This is a genomic window from Desmonostoc muscorum LEGE 12446, from assembly GCF_015207005.2.
GTDB classification, from domain to species: Bacteria; Cyanobacteriota; Cyanobacteriia; order Cyanobacteriales; family Nostocaceae; genus Nostoc; species Nostoc muscorum.
In genome coordinates this window covers 5,892,630-5,913,764 of sequence record NZ_JADEXS020000001.1, presented here as the reverse complement: position 1 = coordinate 5,913,764, position 21,135 = coordinate 5,892,630, and the positions used below count along the sequence as shown (strand labels likewise).

At 40.4% G+C, this 21,135-nt stretch carries 14 protein-coding genes; 11 read left to right on the top strand and 3 right to left on the bottom strand.

What is annotated here, in order from left to right:
* Positions 1–59: 59 nt before the first annotated feature.
* The 3 genes from IQ276_RS25070 (at position 60) to IQ276_RS25060 (ending at position 7,749) form a co-directional block, all read left to right on the top strand.
* Positions 60–704 carry an HD domain-containing protein gene (locus tag IQ276_RS25070; RefSeq protein ID WP_235115950.1) on the top strand — a complete coding sequence of 215 codons (645 nt, stop codon included), beginning with the start codon at positions 60–62 and terminating at the stop codon, positions 702–704.
* A 1,364-nt stretch (positions 705–2,068) separates the two neighbouring features.
* Entirely contained in the window at positions 2,069–3,652 is a 1,584-nt protein-coding gene (locus tag IQ276_RS25065) for a glycosyltransferase family 39 protein (RefSeq protein WP_193922764.1), read from the top strand.
* Positions 3,653–3,813: 161 nt separating this feature from the next.
* Positions 3,814–7,749: a DUF2157 domain-containing protein gene (locus IQ276_RS25060; RefSeq protein WP_235115949.1), complete on the top strand. Its 3,936-nt coding sequence runs from the start codon at positions 3,814–3,816 to the stop codon at positions 7,747–7,749.
* A 350-nt stretch (positions 7,750–8,099) separates the two neighbouring features.
* On the opposite strand, the gene IQ276_RS25055 is transcribed toward IQ276_RS25060, so the two are convergent.
* On the bottom strand, positions 8,100–9,047 hold the full coding sequence (locus tag IQ276_RS25055) for an NAD-dependent epimerase/dehydratase family protein (RefSeq protein ID WP_193923137.1): 948 nt from the start codon (positions 9,045–9,047) through the stop codon (positions 8,100–8,102).
* 572 nt (positions 9,048–9,619) lie between these two features.
* On the opposite strand from IQ276_RS25055, the gene purD reads away from it, so the two are divergent.
* The 4 genes from purD to nblS all read left to right on the top strand — a co-directional run bounded on the left by purD (position 9,620) and on the right by nblS (position 13,794).
* Entirely contained in the window at positions 9,620–10,921 is a 1,302-nt protein-coding gene (gene purD, locus IQ276_RS25050; protein ID WP_235115948.1) for a phosphoribosylamine--glycine ligase, read from the top strand.
* 56 nt (positions 10,922–10,977) lie between these two features.
* On the top strand, positions 10,978–11,394 hold the full coding sequence (locus IQ276_RS25045; RefSeq protein WP_190880536.1) for a XisH family protein: 417 nt from the start codon (positions 10,978–10,980) through the stop codon (positions 11,392–11,394).
* Entirely contained in the window at positions 11,382–11,726 is a 345-nt protein-coding gene (locus IQ276_RS25040; RefSeq protein WP_193923394.1) for a XisI protein, read from the top strand. The genes IQ276_RS25045 and IQ276_RS25040 overlap by 13 nt, the downstream gene beginning before the upstream one ends.
* A 121-nt stretch (positions 11,727–11,847) precedes the next feature.
* Positions 11,848–13,794 carry a two-component system sensor histidine kinase NblS gene (gene nblS / locus IQ276_RS25035; protein WP_193923385.1) on the top strand — a complete coding sequence of 649 codons (1,947 nt, stop codon included), beginning with the start codon at positions 11,848–11,850 and terminating at the stop codon, positions 13,792–13,794.
* 231 nt (positions 13,795–14,025) lie between these two features.
* On the opposite strand, the gene IQ276_RS25030 is transcribed toward nblS, so the two are convergent.
* The gene (locus IQ276_RS25030; protein WP_235115947.1) at positions 14,026–14,397 is read right to left on the bottom strand and encodes a zinc ribbon domain-containing protein; all 372 of its coding nucleotides are present in this window, start codon (positions 14,395–14,397) and stop codon (positions 14,026–14,028) included.
* Positions 14,398–14,660: 263 nt separating this feature from the next.
* On the opposite strand from IQ276_RS25030, the gene IQ276_RS25025 reads away from it, so the two are divergent.
* Positions 14,661–16,043, top strand: coding sequence for an AAA family ATPase (locus IQ276_RS25025; RefSeq protein WP_193925521.1), 1,383 nt, complete (start codon positions 14,661–14,663; stop codon positions 16,041–16,043).
* A complete protein-coding gene (locus tag IQ276_RS25020; RefSeq protein WP_235115946.1) occupies positions 16,043–16,762 on the top strand; it encodes a ParB N-terminal domain-containing protein in 720 nt (239 codons plus the stop codon). The genes IQ276_RS25025 and IQ276_RS25020 overlap by 1 nt, the downstream gene beginning before the upstream one ends.
* Before the next feature lie 95 nt (positions 16,763–16,857).
* Here the strand turns inward: IQ276_RS25020 and IQ276_RS25015 are convergent, their stop codons facing one another.
* Complete coding sequence (locus IQ276_RS25015; RefSeq protein WP_193917751.1) at positions 16,858–17,805, bottom strand: glycosyltransferase family 2 protein; 948 nt, start codon at positions 17,803–17,805, stop codon at positions 16,858–16,860.
* A 900-nt stretch (positions 17,806–18,705) separates the two neighbouring features.
* Between IQ276_RS25015 and IQ276_RS25010 the strand changes: the two genes are divergently transcribed.
* Together IQ276_RS25010 and miaB are read left to right on the top strand one after the other, a co-directional pair.
* Positions 18,706–19,029 carry an RICIN domain-containing protein gene (locus tag IQ276_RS25010; RefSeq protein ID WP_309245643.1) on the top strand — a complete coding sequence of 108 codons (324 nt, stop codon included), beginning with the start codon at positions 18,706–18,708 and terminating at the stop codon, positions 19,027–19,029.
* 388 nt (positions 19,030–19,417) lie between these two features.
* Positions 19,418–20,782, top strand: coding sequence for a tRNA (N6-isopentenyl adenosine(37)-C2)-methylthiotransferase MiaB (miaB, locus tag IQ276_RS25005; RefSeq protein ID WP_193917753.1), 1,365 nt, complete (start codon positions 19,418–19,420; stop codon positions 20,780–20,782).
* The last annotated feature ends 353 nt before the right edge of the window (positions 20,783–21,135 follow it).

Sequence of the window (21,135 nt, the reverse complement as noted above, 5' to 3'; positions counted from 1 at the left end):
ACAGATGTTGCAGCACAAGACTTTAGCTCAGTCATACTAGGAGTGGGGATACTAACGCTATGTCTACAGAAAACCTCACGCGTATCTTATTTTCTAATTGGCAACGCACACTGCAACCTTTTGGCGTTGACGAAGTAGCGGCTGATAAAGCCTTTAGTCACTTGGTTGCAGCTTACTCTACCAGCGATCGCTACTACCATACACTCAAACACATTCATCATGTCCTCAGCACAATTGAGATTTTACATGGCTACACAAACAACCTACCTGCTGTTCTACTTGGTGGCTGGTTTCACGATGTAGTTTATGACACTAAGGCTCAAGATAATGAAGAAAAAAGTGCAGACTATGCTTTTGAGTTGCTGAGTCATTTGGGCATTCCAGAAAGTACTGTAGCTACCGTCAGCCGCTTAATTCTGAACACTAAAAACCACCAAGCTGCCGCAGATGATTGTGATAGCCAAGTCCTAATTGATGCAGATTTAGCAATTTTGGCTACTAACTCAGTTGACTATCCAGAATACTCTGATGCCATTCGCCAGGAATATGCCTGGGTGTCAGAAGCAGAATATATCGCAGCCCGTCGGCAGTTTTTACAAGGATTTTTACAGCGGCCAGGTATCTACTTTACACCTTTAATGTTGGAATTTGCTGAACCATCTGCCCGCAATAATATTAAGAAAGAAATTGAGTCTTTAAGTTAAATCTTAAATATTTATAAAGTAAAAATAAAATTATTGTAGGGGAGCCAGTGCGTTGGACGGCTTTCCCGGCTTGTACTCCTTCGGAGAACCCGTAGGGTAGCAACTGGCGTTGTGTTAGGCGCATATTTTGAGATTAATGATCGCGAGAAATATGAACTGCGCCTAACGCACCATCTTGTATTGCGTGCGTTACCGCTTTAGCGTAACCACCCTACTTAAGATTTACTTTATAAATTGTCTCTCATAAAATTGGGGTAAAGGTATAAAAGTATGAAATAAATTCAAGGAGAAAAAAATTAAATATTAATGATTAAGGATATTAAGCGATGCGGGCAATCAACTAATATTTGACTCCCCTAGCGGGGAGTTTTTAATACCAGGTGAAAGTAAATAAAAGCCCTCTGATGAAACAGACGGCTTTTGGCAGATATGGTTAGCTAAGGGGACAAAAACAATAGAACTAATGCAAACACTTGGTAATTTGATGTGGATGCAATAGCTTGCTATGTAACTAAATAGTATCAGATGACTATCAGATAGGATACTCATATGCATCATATGTGCAACAGGTTAACTAAATTGGTGTCAACTTCAGCAAAACCCTTTAAAAATCCCATAAGGTTGCAATACTGCTCGGTTAAGGCTAAAAAATAAAGATTCTGTAGGTTGGGTTGAGGAACGTAGCAAGATCCCGCAGGGTAACCCAACATTTTGCGGGATTTGTTGGGTAACGCATTGCCTCAACCCAACCTAGGAATATTCACAAAGCGTGCAGTATTGAGTCCTAGACTCCTATTTGATTGCCTGAAAAACTCGCCCTCACCTCCAACAGGCTGATTCACTATTCCCTGACGGGAGCAAATAAGTTCAAAATCAAAGCCGATCACCATAGCACTGATCCAAGGGCTTCTTTATACTTACTTTATAAAAATTTCATGAAATATTATTATTTTTGACAGAAGTATTTTATATGTTGAGTAATTTGTACTATAAGATAATACCTAAGCAATTTCATTGATTGCCTAAGTATATTAGCAAAAGTAGCAAAATCCTTAAAACTCATTATGCGAATACACAAGACTTTTGCCTAAAATATTTATTTATATATGTAATTTAATATAATGAGATTGTACTGTAATAATTACTATTTATATTTGAAGTAAAAATATACATGATTTTCAATTTATGGCTGAACTTGAAAGTAGATTTGGCGGTTATTTAGCATGAAATAATTGTAGTAATCTATCAGACTTCTTAGAGTAACATTGGAAGCAAAATGTATGCTAAGAAGTCTTTATTTTGAATAGAGAAAAATAAAATTTTATACCCCCCTTTACTAAGGGTTTAATAGGATTGAAAACTGTATGAAAAAAAAATTATCAGTGAATCTTTTGACTTCAGCATCTTTGTTTCGTTTTTTAATTGTCATCCTATTAGTAATAGGTGTGTGTTTTCGTTTCGTTAATCTGGAGAAAAAATTGTATTGGGGTGATGAAGTTTTCACATCATTACGCATATCTGGATATACACGCGTAGAACTTGATAAAAAGTTACTTGATGGTGATTTAGTCAGTGTAGAAGATTTGCATCAATACCAGTATCCTAATCGTCAAAAAACCACAGCTGATGTAATTAAAGGCATAGTCTTAGAAGACTCGCAGATTTTGCCGCTACACGTCTTGATGACCCGATTTTGGTTACAGTGTTTTGGCAATTCTGTAGCAGTAGCGAGAAGTTTTTCAGCGTTTGTTAGTCTGTTTACCTTTCCTTGTATTTATTGGTTATGCAAAGAATTATTTGAGTCTTCACGAATAGGGTGGATGGCGATGGGGTTGGTAGCTATTTCACCCGTCCACGTCATATACGCACAAGAAGCACGAGCATACAGTTTATGGATAGTAGCCATTTTAATATCGAGCGCAGCACTACTACGAGCCATGCGCCTGAAAACAAAGATTAGTTGGTGCATTTATGCAGCAACATTACCACTAGCGTTTTATAGTCATATACTTTTTTGCTTTGTTGCTCTTGGACAGGTAATTTATGTAGTTGCAATCGAACGTTTCCGATTGAGCAAAACGTTGATTTCTTTCTCGGTTTCATTCTTTGCAGGGGCGATTACTTTTGCACCCTGGTTTTGGATTATTTATACCCATCCTCAGCCAGAAGCAGTAACTTGGGCAAATGTTAAACAAACATTCTTGACCTCAGCTATCAGGTGGTCTGGGATTATTAGTCGTTCCTTTCTTGATTTAGGGGTTAGTCCTAGCGATCCAAAAGCAGTTCAGATCGCTTTAATGCCTTTAATTTTAATTATTTTAATTCTAATAGTCTACTCAATTTATTTTCTCTGTCGAAGAAGTTCTAAAAAAGTTTGGTTATTTGTCTTAACCTTGATTGGGTCTGTAGGGTTTCCCCTCGCGGTGGCGGATTTTGTCTTTCATAAGGGATACGGTACCACTCGATATACCCTTCCCTGCGTTTTAGGTATCCAGTTAGCTTGTGCTTACCTATTTACTACTAAAATCACATCTATTTATCTTAAAAATTGGCAAAAAAAGCTGTGGTCACTTGTATTATTCATGGTAGTGGTCACCGGAATATTATCTTGTACTATCAGTTCTCAAGCCATTATATGGTGGAACAAAAATCCTGAAAGATTCCAAGATTATCTGAAAACTGCTAACTTTGTCGATCAAACTGAGAAACCACTTATAATCAACGACGATAGCATAGCTCCATTAATACTTGGTCATTTGGTCGATCCAAAACTGACATTTCAACTTGTAGCTCCAAATGAGTTACCAAAGGTTACTAGTGGATTTAGTGACGTATTCTTGTTCAAGCCTTCTGAGTTTTTAAAAGCTGGAATTGAGAAAATTTATAACTCAAAGTTACAACAGATAAACACATCACTCTGGAAAATAACAAAATCCACCGAAACGTAAGAGTAGTTGAACATCTAGCGGTTGAGAGGCTCAAAGGTGAAACCTACAGTAGACTTAGGTTAAAAATTAATATCAATTGGCCTCATAAGTGGCACAATTAGAGCAAAAATATACTTTAATTAAATCCATGATTTAAGTATATACCTCTATGATCTCAGCTTATGTCATCGCCCCTTGATCGTCCGCTAAAAATTGAAATCAGACTTCCGTCTTCCCATCCTCAGTTATTAGAAGGACTTGAGATATGGCTAGGTTTGGGTTTGATATCCGATTCCCAAGTTAGACAGCTATGCCGAGAATTTCTCGTTTGTACGGTGGTGTTACAACCCCAGGTTGAAGCTGAACCTAAGGTAATATTTACAACTTCAGATCCAGTAGAACAGTTGCCTGTAGGAGCTTTACAAGCTACTAGCCGTAGACAACCGCCAGAAACACCAACTCAACCCAACTTTATCAGTACAATGTTGCAGTCACTAGGGGCAGAATTGAGTGTCCGTTGGCTGCTTTTTCTAGGGGTATTTTTGGTAGTGGTGTCCTCTGGGGTACTGGCTGCTAGTCAATGGGAGAAATTTCCTGCTTCTGGACAGTATGGAGTTTTATTTGCTTATACTTTGAGTTTTTGGGGGTTAAGCTTTTGGGCGACTAGGCAAAACAACTTGAGATTGACAGCTCAGACATTACTGATCGTCACTCTTTTGTTAGTGCCAGTGAACTTTTGGGCTATGGATAGCTTTGGGTTATGGCAAAATCCTTTGAATTGGATTGTCGCTGCGATCGCCTGTCCTACCCTAACTGCTATTACTGTTTTAATCTCCAAAAATCGGACTATTTTTCCTAATTTATATACCGCTAAATTACCTATAGTAAATATTCTAGGGCTGAGTTATCTGCATTGGGGTTGGCAATTAAGGGGATTTCCCTTAATTGCCGTTTATCTGGCAATGATAGCTACAACCATCATTACCGTTGTCGATAATCGCTACCCACAGGTGGAAAATCCAGGCGATCGCCACAATTTAAGTATTAGTTTACTTGCTACAGTAATTATTTATGCTTTAATCATCCTGCTAGTGCGGGCAATTTTTGTTGCTGGCGTAAATGTCACCCAACTAGGCTTAGCCATTGGCATTTGCGGCTGGTTGGTGACTTGGTTAGCACAGCAGGGAAGGGAGAGGGCAGGGGGCAGGGGGCAGGGGGCAGGGGGAGATGAGGAAGCAACAGTAATATCCCCCTTATCTCCCTCATCCCCCCTACTCTGGGAAAGACTTGGTGCGATTTTACTCTTGCTGGGTTGGCTGGTTTCAGTAATTAATTATCCCTGGCAAGCTATAGCTGTGAGTGGTTTGGGTTTGTGGTTTTTAGCAAATCGCTTGGGGCGGTACGGGTTAAAGGTTGATTTCACAGCAGTTTTCGTCATTGGTTTACAGACAATTTGGCTCTTTTGGCGGTTAGTACCTGATAGCTTACAGAAATTGGCGATCGCTACTGCCACCCAACTCACAAATTCTCAAAATCAACCTTGGGCGTTGCTGGGTGTAGCCTTATTTCCCTACGTAATTTTGATGGTGGCGCTTACAGATAATTTATATCGCGCCCAAAGGCGAGAATTGGCCAAGTTTGGCGAACTACTTACCTTATTATTAGGAGCTTTTCTCACAACCATCGCTCTAGTCAATCCCGCCTTGCGATCGCTAAATCTGCTATTTTCCACCATCACCCTCGCCATTGTCACCAAACGGCGCTCTGCCTCATCCGCTCCTCTGATATACCTAACTCATATCATTGGCGTATTGACATTTTGCTCTATCATTTATTGGTCAATACCAACACTCAGTAGACAAATCTGGGCAACCATTTTATTGGCTTTGATGGTTGCAGAATGGATATTTAGCCTCGGAAATGGATTATGGCGACGCAGTGCATGGGACATGGGTTTAGGACTAGCCGCCGCTAGTTTTTTCCTCTTGTGGATGAATGCAGAATCATCTTGGTATGGTGTGGCTGATACCAGAGCTTATTGGGGAGTTATTTGGTTAGTTACGCCCATAGCTCTCACAGGAGTTGCCAATGCCACAAGTATAGAGAATCGCACTATTACCCGTTATTTAAGTATCTTGGCTGTGGGAATTGCCCAGTTACTTACTTTACAGCTACCAGGAACCAGATTAATCGGTTTGGCGGTGGGTGCGGGGCTAATGTTGATAAATACGCGGGATTTACGAAACCAAGTATCTGCGATCATCACGGAAGGATTTATTTTAAGTTTTATTGGAGTGCTGCTGTGGACGGGTGTGCCTGGTTTGCCTCGTCTGGCGGTGGCTGGTTGGTTTGTTATCGGAGCGATCGCCATTTTTAGTTTATGGTTAATCCGCACAGCACTGAGGCGGCGTGGTAACGAATTAGCACTTATCTATGCAGCCGCCAGCGATAAATGGGCGATCGCTTTGTGTGGTTATGAGTTGTTTGGTTTGACGCTGCACTCAGTGCTGATTTACCAAGGGGTGACTAATTCCGGATTTTTGTATTTAGCTGCCACTGGTATCACCTTGGCAGGCATTGTCTATCGCAGTTGGCGACAACCAACAAATTGGGCATTTTATGGCATTGGTTGGTGTTTGGAATTGTTGACAGCCCAAGCGTTAGGGTTTGGGGAGCGATCGATTATTAGGATGGCGATCGCAAATATCGCCTTGGGTTTACTTGCTCAGCTTGTGGGAGAGTGGTGGCGGCGACGACATCAATTAGAAAGGCTTCCTAGCAGCTTTCACATCCTGCCAATAATTTATGGTGTATTTAGTGTATTTTTGCGTGTAAACACCTTCACCGAGTGGACGGGTTTATTTTCCTTGGGTGTAGCTTTAATAATTATTGGTGTGGGGCGACGCCGTGAAGACTTTAAACCCCTGCTGTATTTAGGAATCATTGGCGTATCAATTTCTGCCTATGAACTTTTGTTTTATCAAATGTTACAAGCCTCAGGAGGAGCATTAGGTGATGGATTGATTGCCATGTCTGCCCTTGGCGCCAGTATTATGTATGCCTATCGCATTCTGTCGCCTTGGCTAATGGGCTACTTACGCTTAACTCCCCAAGAACTCAAAGGAATCGCTGATATTCACTGGGCTTGGAGTAGCTGCCTCTTAATGGCTGCCCTTGCTGTTCCCATTGGAGTTAACCGTTTAGTGGGATTAGGAACTGGGGTATTTTTGATTCGCTATGCGATTTTTCAGGGAAAGCGATCGCCCCAATCTACCTTGGCAACAGCGTCGAGTATAACAATAGATGAAATCTGGGTTTATCTGGGTTTGTTAGAGGCGGGCTTTATCAGTATTTTATTGTACGAAATGCCAATAGGAAGATTATTTGCTACACAATTACTTCCTTGGAATGGTGCGATCGCCTCTGTAGCAGCCTATTTTCTGTACATCTTACCTTGGGAAACTTGGGGTTGGTCTAAAAGACCTTGGCAACAAGCTGCATACGTTCTACCACTATTGATTTTATGGCAAACTAGGCTGCAAATTTATCCAATCACTTTGGTACTCACTGCTGGATTTTACATCTTCTTGAGCATTGTGGGTGCAAACATCCGTTTTACCTACGTTAGTGTAGCGTTGATTGATTGGGCGCTGTACCGTTGGTTTTATGACTTAAATCTGCGCGATGCTTTATGGTATGTAACACCAATTGGCTTATCACTACTTTATATTGCTCAAGTAGATACCCAACTGAGACTAGCAGAATCTAAAACAGTTCGTCATAGCCTCCGCTTGCTAGGCAGCGGTTTAATTTGTGGGTGGGCAATTTTGTTTCATCAAAACACGCCTTGGATACCGGGAATTTTTAGCCTCATCGCCATTTTTGCCGGATTAGCTTTGCGAGTGCGGGCTTTTCTCTACATTGGTACAGCCACTTTTTTAATTACTACTATCTATCAATCAGTAATCTTCAGCTTACAGTACTCTTTTTTAAAATGGGTTGTTGGCTTGCTACTTGGTATTTTACTGATTTATATCGCCGCCAATTTTGAAACCCGTCGCGCTCAAATAACTGCCCTCATTCGTAGCACCATTGATGAATTTCAATCATGGGAATAGAGTTGTAGGTATTAAGCTATGGATTGAACTAATTATAGAGGCGATCGCCTTGATTCTAGACACCTCTAAAATTAAGCAACAGCGATGGATTTGCTTGTAGAGAGGCCGATTTATCGCGTGTAGAGACGCCGATTTATCGCGTCTTTAGATATAGAATTTCCATCAAAAAACCTTAACCGAACCGTATTGTTTATTAAGGGACTTCCAATAAAAAACATCCCATCTCTGCGGGACGCTCCGCGAACGTTGGGTAGCACAGCTGTCCTACCCAACAAATGTACAAATAATTTGGGATAATTTATTTTTTGGAAGTTCCTAAAAAGAAAATTAGGAGGATAGGAAATACTTTATTAGTACAAAGATTTCACCCATTCCCATTCTTGTATCAAACCCTCTCTCAAGGAGACTTGCGGCTGATATCCGAGAATTTTCTGAGCTTTAGATATATCAGCAGCAGTGTGACGGGCGTCTCCCATCGCTTTTTCTATGTGGTTTCTTTTGATTGGTTTGCCAACTATTTGTTCAATTGTATCCAAGACTTCTGCTAAAACTACCCGACTTCCGCCGCCAATATTAAAGATTTCTCCCACCGCCTCAGGTGCGATCGCTGCGGCTAAATTAGCGGCGATAATATCACTAACAAATGTAAATTCTCGCGTTTGCTGTCCATCGCCGTAAATTGGAATCGCCTCATCCTGCAAAATCGACTTAAAAAACTTATGAAATGCCATATCTGGGCGTTGTCTGGGGCCATAAACTGTGAAATAGCGCAATGACACAGATGGCACACCGAAGTTTTTGTGATACAGTCCACACAAAAACTCAGCCGCTAGCTTCGTAATGCCATAGGGAGAAACTGGGTGGGGACAAATTCCCTCGTGTGTAGGTAACGTTTCCGCATCACCATATACACTCGACGAAGAGGCAAACACTAACCTTTTGAGATTTTTAGCATCTTTAGCTGCTTCTAGCAAGACTTGTGTAGCGTTAATATTTCGTTCTGTGTAACTTCCAAAACCTTTACCCCAACTCGCCCTTACACCTGCTTGTGCCGCTTGATGATAAACTACATCAACACCTGCAAGGAGTTTATGCCAATCTAAAAACTGAATATTTCCTTCAATTAATGTAAAGCCCGGCGTTCTATTCAACTGTGCAATATTTTTATACTTTAACATCGGATCGTAGTAATCATTGAATTCATCAATTCCAATGACTTCTTCTCCTTGTTGCAGCAATGTTTCTGTTAGATGAGAACCAATAAAACCAGCGACTCCAGTGACGATAATTTTACCCATGTTGCCTATTCTTTGATATTTTAATTAATCTCTACATTCACAGGTTAATACTTGTAACCAATAATCGTCATTACCTAAGAAGAATTTTTTTTACTAATGATTTCAATTGTCAAAAATCATTAAAAATACTTAAAAATTAGTTTTGATTAAAATGTTTCAGTATATTTATTGAGTTTTTCCTATTAATAGCATTAGTCATTGGGAGTGCTGAGTTGGGAGTTTAATATTTTCCCCTCTGCTCCTCTGCCTCCCGGGAGCAACGCGAAAAAGTGAGATCGTCGTCTAATGAGCAGGGGGAGCAGGGGGAGCAGGGGGAGTAAAGAAGAATAGTAATTTTTACTACTAAAATAGTATGGAATATATTTAATTTCTTTCTCTCCCCCTGCCTCCCCTGCCTCCCCTGCTTACCTACCTCACAAAATCGCATTGCTCCCCGCCTCCCCCACTACCTCATCTTCCCATTGAATGCAACTCATCAGGGGACTTGCACAAGTGTGAGAATTAATGGAAAAATTGATCCGCGAGAGCCGAATAGGGCATTCTCGTTTCGCAAGGAACGCACGAGGAAATCAGTGAAAGTTTTAATTGTAGGGAATGGGGGGCGCGAACACGCTCTGGCATGGAAACTGCTACAGTCTGAGCAAATTGAGCAAGTTGTTTGTGTACCAGGGAACGGGGGCACAGCAATTATGGAAGGTTGCCAGAACTTGCCCCTAGCAGTGGATGATTTTCAGGGTATAAGCCGATACGCTTTAGAAGATGGCATAACTCTGGTGATAGTCGGTCCAGAAGTTCCCCTGGCTAAAGGAATCACAGATTATCTCCAAGACAAAGGACTGATGGTATTTGGCCCAGTCAGAGCAGGAGCGCAGATTGAGGCGAGTAAAGCTTGGGCAAAAGCCCTGATGCAAGAAGCCGGGATTCCCACGGCGCGGTCAGCGGTATTTACTGAGGCAGCAGCAGCAAAATCTTACGTAAAATCTCAGGGAGCGCCAATTGTTGTCAAAGCTGATGGCTTGGCGGCTGGTAAGGGTGTAACGGTGGCTGAAACAGTTGCACAAGCCCAGAGTGCCATTGACGCGATTTTTCAGGGACAATTTGGCAGTGCTGGTGAATTTGTGGTCATTGAAGAATGTTTGATTGGGCAAGAGGTATCGGTTTTAGCATTAACGGATGGGTTAACAATTAGACCTTTACTGCCAGCTCAAGACCATAAGCGGATTGGTGAAGGCGATACGGGGGAAAATACTGGCGGGATGGGAGCCTATGCGCCTACACCCATTGCCACACCAGAGTTAATGGCACGCGTTCAAACCGAAGTTTTAGAAAAAGCGATCGCCTCCTTAAAATCCAAAGGCATCGACTACCGTGGTGTACTGTATGCTGGGTTAATGGTTGCACCCAATGGCGACTTCAAAGTTTTGGAATTTAACTGTCGCTTTGGCGATCCTGAAACCCAGGTGATTTTGCCACTGTTAGACACACCTTTAGAAGAATTGCTGTTAGCTTGCGTACAGCAGCGCTTAGGCGAATTGCCGCCCATTGCTTGGAAAACAGGAGCATCTGCCATAGTTGTCGCTGCATCTGGCGGTTATCCAGGAGAATATGAGAAAAATCAGGTGATTACTGGCATTGGAGAAGCAGAAAAAGCCGGAGCAACTGTATTTCATGCAGGGACGAAATTGAACCAGCAACAACAAGTAGTGACAGATGGGGGACGGGTACTAAATGTAACTGGAATTGGAGCAGATTTTGAGCAAGCGATCGCCCAAGCCTATGCAGGGATCAAATATATTCAATTTAAGGGGATATATTACCGGAGAGATATTGGTCATAGAGTACTGAGTGGGAAACAGGGGGAGCAACACCCATAAGTTATAAGGTTAGCCCTGGTTTCCATTAGCCAGCGAGGCTGACTTATACTTAAGCTATGCCCAAGTTAGACATTATCCACAACGCAGTAAAAAACTCGCTGATGAAGGACGGCTGGACGATTACAGATGATCCTTACGTAATTCAGTATCGCAGAACAACGTTATACGCCGATCTGGGTGCCGAACGCCCCATTGCGGCCGAACGAAATGGGCAAAAACTTGTTGTTGAAGCCAAGAGCTTTGTTGGTGCATCAAAGATACAAGATTTGAAAGAGGCTCTGGGTCAGTACGACATCTATCGTTATCTTTTAGAGGAAACAGCGCCAGACCGTAAACTTTATCTTGCTGTTAGTGCGATCGCTTACAAAAGCTTTTTCAAGCAGGATGTGATTAAACTCATCCTCAACAAACATCAACTTCCACTCATTGTCGTCGATACAGATACAGAGGAGATCGCAGAATGGATAAATTAACTGAGTATCCAAAAATAATTAAGCGTATCTTGAATGACTACGTAGAAACATGTAACCGTCGTTCTAACCGAGACATCGAAAAATTCTTGATTATGGATGAGCCAAAGGGTCACTATATTTGGATGAACCTTGGTTGGCAAAATGGCGAACGCATTACTGGTATGACCGTCTACGTTCGGCTTCGAGATAGCAAATTCTGGATCGAGGAAGATTGGACTGAAGATGGTATCGCAACTGATCTAGTTCGTGCAGGTGTTCCCAAGGAGGATATAGTCTTAGCATTCCATGAGCCGAAGATGCGGCAATACACAGATTTTGCAGTAGCATCTTAGGGTAATGCCCATGCCCCATGCCCAATGCTTAATGCCCAATTCCTAACATATTTGTCAAATTAACTGTTAATTTTTTAGTTGTTGGGGTTTATAACAAGGACTACTAACAACTTTATTTAAGATGCTAGCTCTGTTAAAAACAATTCGAGATGCGATCGCCAGTTGGTGGTCTGAGTTCACCCTCCAGACCAAACTGCTGGCTGTGGCGACAATGGTAGTTTCGTTGGTGATGAGTGGTTTGACCTTCTGGGCTGTGAACACCATTCAGCAGGATGCACGGATGAATGACACCCGCTTCGGGCGTGATTTGGGACTGCTGCTTGCTGCCAACGTTGCCCCCTTAGTCGCTGATAATAATCTGACTGAGGTTGCCCAATTTTCCCAACGCTTCTATAGCAGCACCTCTAGTGTGCGTTATATGCTTTATGCCGATGAAACTGGGAAAATCTTTTTTGGCATTCCTTTTTGGGAACAGGAGGTAGAAAACTCCCTCACCATTGAGCGGCGGATACAACTGCCAGAGGATTATCCTGGAGATGGGGAAAAGCCGATGGTGCGGCAACATACAACCCCATCTGGGACAGTTACCGATGTATTTATTCCCTTGATCGTCAATGAAAAATACTTGGGTGTATTAGCGATCGGTATTAATCCCAATCAAACTGCTGTCATCTCCACCAATTTTACCCGTGATGTCACCATTGCCGTATTTATCACCATTTGGGTAATGGTAATTTTGGCAGGAGTGATTAACGCTTTGACCATCACCAAGCCAATTAAAGAACTGCTGGTGGGCGTGAAGCAAATTGCGACTGGGAATTTCAAGCAGCGGATTGATTTACCTTTAGGGGGCGAACTGGGGGAATTAATTTTAAGCTTTAATGAAATGGCAGAGCGATTAGAGCGCTATGAAGAACAAAATATCGAAGAACTCACCGCAGAAAAAGCCAAGCTAGAAACTCTAGTTTCCACCATCGCTGATGGTGCTGTGTTGATCGATAACAATATGCAGGTGATTTTAGTCAACCCCACAGCCCAGCGAATTTTTGGTTGGGAAGCCGCTGAAGTGGTAGGCCACAATGTGTTGCATCACTTACCCCCAGCAGTACAAATGGAAATCACTCGCCCTTTGTACGAAATGGCCGCAGGCGAATGTGAAAGCGCCGAATTCCGGATTTTTCTCAACCAACCCATCCACCGGACAATTCGGATTCTCTTGACTACAGTACTCAACTTGCAACGAGAAAGCATCAAAGGCATTGCCATTACCGTCCAAGATATCACCCGCGAAGTTGAATTAAACGAAGCCAAAAGCCAATTTATCAGCAACGTTTCTCACGAACTGCGAACGCCTCTATTCAACATCAAAACCTATATTGAAACCTTGCATGACTACGGCGAAGACTTGGGCGTCAAAGAACGCCAAGAGTTTCTGCAAACAGTGAACCATGAAACCGATCGCCTGACTCGCTTAGTTAACGATGTTTTAGACTTGTCAAAACTCGAATCTGGTCGGAATTATAGCTTTGATGGAGTGGATTTAGCCCAAGCGATCGAGCAAACACTGCGTACTTACCAACTAAATGCTAAAGATAAATGTGTTGAACTCATTCAAGAAGTTGCTCCTAATTTGCCCTTCGTAGTAGGTAATTATGATTTGTTGGTACAAGTATTTGGTAATTTGATTGGTAATGCCCTTAAATTCACAAAAGCTGGCGGTAAAGTGGCAATCCGCGCCTACCAACTAGATTTTAAACCTAATCACGCCCAATCTCCACCAGTGCGAATTGAAATTTCCGACACTGGAATTGGTATTGCCACAGAAGACCAACATTCAATTTTTGAACGCTTCTTTCGCGTAGAAAACCGAGTTCACACCCTAGAAGGCACAGGTTTAGGTTTATCGATTGTCAGAAACATCATCGACAGGCATCGTAGTAAAGTTCATCTGGTGAGTGAAGTTGGCATTGGTACAACTTTTTGGTTCGACTTAGCCGTATTTGAAGAAGAACCACTACCTGTAGTAGTTGAGCCTAATGCTGAAACTCCCAAAATCACCACAGCTTGAGGGATTGGGGATTGGGGATTGGGGACTAGTACCGCTGCGCGGAAGTCAAAAGTCAAAAGTCAAAAGAATTGTATTCTCAGCTTTTGCGCCATTTTGAATCGTAGGTTTATTTATGCCGTGCTGTACTAGAGACTAGGGACTAGAAATTAGATATTAGTAATTACGATTAAAGTAATTCTTTCCCAGTCCCCAGTCCCCAGTCCCCAGTCCCCATTCTCCGAAAAACACAAATTAAGATGTTGATATAACAAACAGCAAACAGAATAACAATAAACCCAATAGCAATAGCAAAGTCTGATTGCGTTTTAGCCAAGTTTTTACAGTTACCGCAAAACTCTTGGAGTAATGCTGCTGTTCTAAATCTAACTTTGTCTCTTCAATATTTTGGTAGAGGGTACAATCTTTGGCATAGGGACGGTGGGGAAAATTGCAAGTATCATCAGCGTGATAAGTACAGGTGTCGCACAGATAGCCGTCCCCAATTGCACGGTGCAAGGGAATACCGGGATGACCGTAAGCTTTGAGTGTTATCCGACAAGAGGGACAACTAATAGCTTGACTATCAATCAGTTGATGGCAGCGGGGACAAGATACAGTAGCCAAAACCTTTAGGGCAAATACGTTAACTAGACACTTCGATTTTAGCCATTTACCACGGCAATAGGGAAATACCGACTTAGCTTGTTAATTTGGAATATCGTTAGCTCTTAACAAGGGTTATTTTAACAGTGAATATACTAGGGCGTGTCATCAAAATTTACATTGTTGTTAGTGATTTTTATCACTGAGAATAATAAAAGCTATAAGATAAAGTGGCAAATATCAAGTTTTGCCCATGATTGTAATTATTTAGAGGTAGAAAAATATTGCCTTTTAATCCTGAACTGTGCCGTAACGAAAGTGAAGTTGAAAGCAAACTCATAGTGCAATATTTGTTACCACAGCTAGGTTATACTCCTGACACCTGGCATCAAGAAGTTGCCATTGGTAGCATTCGCTTAGACTTCTTAGCATTTGCAGCACAAGTGATTCCCTTTGTCTTAGACGCCAACTCACCGCTGAGTGTTGTGATGGAGGCAAAACATCCCAAACAAAACTTAAATAATCATGTCCCCCGACTCAGGCATTATTTAACAAGTTTGAATGTTAGGTATGGGTTGCTGACCAATGGCAAAGAAATCAGAATTTATCAAAAATTGCAATACGATATTCAGCAAGTATTTCAATGTTCTGGTAAGGAAGTTGAGATCAAGTTAGATCAAATTAAAGGTTTAATTGGTAGAGATACTCTGAGAGAAAAACAGTTTATAGATAAGTCAGGGTTTGAAACAGCTGAAGATGATTTAAGTCTTGAAAATAAGAGGCAATATTCAATGAAGACAATTGCAATCTACCATCATAAGGGTGGCGTAGGGAAAACTACAGTTGCTATCAATTTAGCGGCTGCATTGAGTAAGAAAGGTAAAAAAGTTCTTCTGATTGATATAGATGCTCAAGCAAATACAACTTTTGCTACAGGATTGATTAAATTTCAATTTGAGGAAGATGATGATTTAAAAAACTGCAATGTTTATCATTTATTAGAAAAAAACGACATTAAGTTTATTCCAGATATTGTTTGCAAATCTAAGTTTTTTAACAATCCAGAAATTGATGTTATCCCTTCACATATTACCTTGATTGGATTGCAGCAAAATCTTGTCCAATCTGGGCCAAGTCGATTTAGACTAGCTAAAAAACTAGAAAAAGTAAAAAATGAATATGATATTGTAATTATCGACACGCCTCCGTCACTAGATGTATATGCACAAGCTGCCTTAACTGCTGCCGATTACCTAATAATTCCTTCAGATTTAAAGCCATTTTCCAACCAAGGATTACCTAGTGTTAAAAACTTTATTCAACAAGAAGTTAATGAAAATAAAGAAGGTCTAGGAAAGCCACCTATTACTATTATGGGTGTTCTTCCATCTAAAATTTCTACTAATGCTCAGTATCTCAAATACACATTTGCAAAACACAAAAGTGTAATTAGTGATCGTTATAATATGCCAATCATGGATAGTACTATATCAGAAAGAACAGCTTTATCTGCTTGCATTAATAAAACTATATTAGTGGGAAATATGGAAATACCTGATCCAAAATCTATTCTTGATTTTGCTCTTAATGAACCTTCTGCAAATCAAGCCGCCGCTGAGTTTGAATTTTTAGCTATAGAAGTTTTAAGTAAAATGGGGATGCAATAATGATTAAGTTTTTTATGGTAGATGTTGAGAGTGTTACTTCTAATGTTCCTCGTTCAAACTTTCAAGAAGCTGATTTAGAAATTCTTGCTGACCTGATACTACAATCTGGAGGTATTTTAAAACCATTAGTCCTAAAAAAGACTGGCTTTGAACAATATGAGGTAGTTGATGGGCATTTCGAGTACTATTCTGCTGTAAGAGCTAGAGAAAAAAACCTTACTGAAGGTGACATGGTTAGTGCTTTAATTATATCTTCTGAAAACGAGGATGTAGCATTAAGGCAAATTGCATCTCTCAAAGCAATTGGTTATTCTGATAAACCAGTAACACCACAGCTTGAAACAACAAAGTTAGAACCACGTCTGGCAAATCTAGAATTACGTCTTGAGAAGCAATTCAATGAATTTAAGTCAGAAATTTTGCAAGAAAGACAGACAACAGATAGTAAATTAAAGCAACTTGAAAACCTTATTCCCCAAAACAGTGAACAGAGTAATCCACTTAGTTTATTGAACTCTTTGGACAAAGACGAGTTATCTAGAAAGTTACAACGTTCTAGAATTCGTGGGGCTGAAAAACTTGCAAAAGACATATTTGATGCTCGACGCAAGAAACCAAAGCAAGAGTTTGAAGATTATCGTGATGTAGTAAAATCTGTTAAAAACTTGGGTGATAAAACAATTTTGACTATTATTGATGAATGGTCAATAAGTTATTAGAATTGTAGGCTGGGTTTCACTTCTTTCAACCCAACAAAACGCGAAAAAGTTTGGTTTCGTTCCTCAACCCAACCTACACAGCAATATGCTAATGTCTAACCCTGCATCTGTCGGAGTGCATTAAACGCCCTACCTCGCAACCCAAGTGGTAACAAGGATAACCCTAAACCAGTCCAAGCTTTAACAGTTGAAAAAGATTGTCCTGCTAAAACTAACTCTCTGCCTTGTTGCGTTTCTCCCTTTTCAATTAAACGCAAACCTAATAATAATTGGGTTTCTTTTAAACGATACTGCCTAATGTTTTCTAGTTCTTCAGATTCAAATTTATAACTTTCTAAATACCGAATTTTATCGAACAAAAAAGGAATAGCTCTATTGATACCTTGCTGCTCTGCATGGTAACGATATTCCATCAGTAGCTCTGGTAAATAATAACCCTTTTTGCCAGCCAAAGCCAGTCTTACAAATAAATCATTATCCTCACAATTTTGCATATTAGGCAGCACAAATCCTAATTCTTGCAATGTTTGACGGCGAAATAATGTTGCTCCAATTTGAAAGCTTTGATTAATAAATACAACTTCGAGCAAATTATCTACAACACCTGCGGATAAATTATTTCTCCCCCAGCAATCAGAGTTTTCCTGAGTTTTTGAATCATCCCGGTTATTGTTAATATCAATTATCCAATGGTCTGTACCAACAAAATCAATACTAGAATCTTGGTCAAGAATAGCTGCTGTACTTGCGAGAAAATCAGGTGTTAGTCGGTCGTCATCATCAAATTTAATAAAATATTCACCCCTTGCAGCATCAAAACCAGAGCGCATATTATTACTTTTTCCAATATTTTGCGGATGACGAATGTATTTAATCCGATGATCTGTGTACTCTGACATTAACTCAGGTGTACCATCGGTAGAACCGTCATCACAAATAATTAGTTCAAAGTCTTGCTCTGACTGATTAAATACACTGTCGATCGCATAAGGCAAAAGAGAGATACGATTAAAAGTAGGAATACAAACAGTAATTTTGGGCATAATACATACTAATGTATTTTTATTTACTCAATAATCCAAATAATTGCGATCGCTGCTTTATGAGCTATTATTCCCAAATATCTAATTTTATAAACGTCTATAGCCCTTGAGTCTTGGCTTTTGTTGTTGATGGTCACAGTATAATTCAACATTTTATCCAAAATTAGAGTTGTAAATTATACAATTAAGCATTTTTACTGAATTTTATTGTAGACGATCGCAGTAAGTTTTTGCTCGCAAGTAATTGAGCAGTATTTGGCTCTAGTACGACACGGGGAAATAAACAACCCATTCCAAATCAAAGAAACACTTACGCTGTCTTTATTTTTACCTTTGACTTCACGGCGGTACTAGGGTGTATTGCAATGAACGCACATATATTACCTCTGTCTGTTACTCCATGAGCTAGTTAATAACAAAACAGAGCTTAAATGCAGTTCAATGATTCTGTAATTGTAATAATTGTAATACTATTCCAAGTATAATTAATATCCAAAGTCCATTACTTCTGTTTATTTGGTAATTTGCTAATACTAGCAAAAAATCATCAAATTTGAGATGATAACAAACAAAAATACCTGATTTTATTTAAATACATGAAGAAAAGTATCAGATGCTTGGCTAAAGTTGCCTTATTAAGTACAATAGCATTCATTTTTGTAACTTTCCCTTTACTAGAAAATGCAACTGCTCAGTCAAGTGATTCTCGTTTACGAACTCAGTTTACAGGTTCAGATAAGTGCTTAGACATCATCAACGATGGATTGAACAACAAACTTACGATGGCTGCGTGTGGTAACTTCTCTGGACAGTTATGGAGTATAAAGCCTAGTAAATATAAGGGATATTACTATAGGACTCATATCTGATTTCTGAACAAGATTTCAGATAAAACCCTAGATAAAACGGGCTTTTCAGTCTCAGTATGTTTTCAGAAATCAAATCGGAGTCCTATATCTACGGACACAATTTACGGGAAAGAACAAATGTCTAGATATTATTAATGATGGAGTAAACAATAAAACAATTATGGCTACATGTGGTAACTTTTCTGGACAATTGTGGAAAATAGAACCTACACAATCTGCTGGATTTTTTCGTTTGAAAACCCAGTTTACGGGAAAGAATAAATGTCTAGATATTATTAACGATGGAGTAAATAATCAAACCATTATGGCTGACTGTGGGAACTACTCCGGACAATTTTGGAGTTTATCGATTTGAAGTTTCTTCGACTGACTCTCAACAAAAATAAGAGAATGTTGATGAGTGCGATCGCCATCTCTAATCAGCATTCTCTAATGCTGAGAGATTGAAATTAATACAATAATGATTCCTGACAATTTTGCTCTGTCCAGGAGCCAATTATCTCCACAGGACTTACGCAATATATGACTGAAAACCTTATTTTTGCCTAGCGGTAATTCACGTAGACGCAAAGCGCCTTCCCGCAGGGTATTACCGCTACTTTCGTTATCCTTTGCGTAACTGCTGTGAAGGAAACAAACACCTTCTTTCCCCATTCCCTACTCCCCATTCCCTGTATTTCTTCAGAGCGTTATAAAATAGAAATAAAGTTTATATACATTAGGCTAATTAAGCATAATTACTCATGACCATTTCTAAGCGCCACTATCATATCACTACTTTCGGTTGTCAGATGAATAAAGCTGACTCAGAGCGCATGGCTGGCGTTTTAGAAGACATGGGCTTTGAATGGTCGGAAGATCCCAATAATGCAGACGTGATTCTCTACAATACCTGTACAATTCGAGATAATGCCGAGCAAAAGGTTTATTCCTACCTTGGCAGGCAAGCCAAGCGCAAGCACGAACAGCCAGATTTAACTTTGATTGTTGCTGGTTGCGTTGCCCAACAAGAAGGCGAAGCGCTGTTGCGGCGTGTGCCAGAATTAGACTTGGTAATGGGGCCACAACACGCCAACCGCCTCAAAGATTTGCTGGAATCAGTGTTTGAGGGTAACCAAGTTGTGGCAACCGAGCCAGTTCACATTATGGAAGATATCACCCAGCCGCGACGAGATAGTAAAGTCACTGCTTGGGTAAATGTGATTTACGGCTGTAACGAACGCTGCACCTACTGTGTAGTTCCCAATGTGCGCGGTGTGGAACAATCTCGCACACCAGAAGCTATTCGGAAAGAAATGACAGAATTAGGACGACAAGGTTACAAAGAAGTTACTTTACTCGGTCAAAATATTGACGCTTACGGCAGAGATTTGCCAGGAGCCACACCAGAAGGACGGCATCTGCATAACTTCACAGATTTACTTTATTACGTCCATGATGTACCAGGAATTGAGAGATTAAGATTTGCTACAAGTCATCCCCGTTATTTTACTGAAAGACTAATTCGGGCTTGTGCTGAGTTGCCCAAAGTTTGCGAACACTTCCACATTCCCTTTCAATCTGGCGATAATGAACTTTTAAAGGCGATGTCGCGGGGTTATACCCATGAAAAATATCGCCGAATCATTGATACCATTCGGCGATATATGCCTGATGCCTCAATTAGTGCCGATGCAATTGTCGGATTTCCTGGGGAAACAGAACAACAGTTTGAAAATACCTTGAAACTCGTGGAAGATATAGGCTTTGACATGTTAAATACAGCCGCATATTCGCCACGTCCAGGAACACCCGCCGCTTTGTGGGACAATCAACTGAGTGAAGAAGTTAAAAGCGATCGCCTACAAAGATTAAATCATCTAGTAAATGTGAAAGCAAGCGAGCGATCGCAACGTTACTTCGGACGCATTGAAGAAGTTCTAGTAGAAGAGCAAAACCCCAAAGATAAAACTCAAGTCATGGGACGCACAGGTGGTAATCGTTTAACCTTCTTCACTGGCGACATCAAAGAATTGAAAGGGCAGTTGGTGAAGGTAAAAATTACTGAAGTTCGCGCTTTTAGTTTGACTGGTGAACCTCTTGAAGTGCGGGAAGTGATGCCAGTTTGATGCTTAAATTAATTGCTCTTTTCTCGCTCTGGAAAAATAGAATAAAACTTTTAAACCTCAGATAGCAATTGGGTTTAAAGCTTTATTTTTTAAGATTATGCCTACATAGCGTTTCCTAAGCAACTGAGGTACACCCAGACATTTCCAAATCTTTTGTAACAAGCTTAGTAGCTTTGAAAACGTACCTCACAAGATCGGGAACCGCTATAATCGTATGTTTTGCTGGAAAATCTCTGTACCAACCATATTATTTTTCTCTTAAGAGAGTGATTGAAAAGCGTTGGCTGAGTTTGTTTCAGCAAGAGCAAACATTTGTGAATAATTTCTTAGTTTAATTAGCTGTGGATGATTAA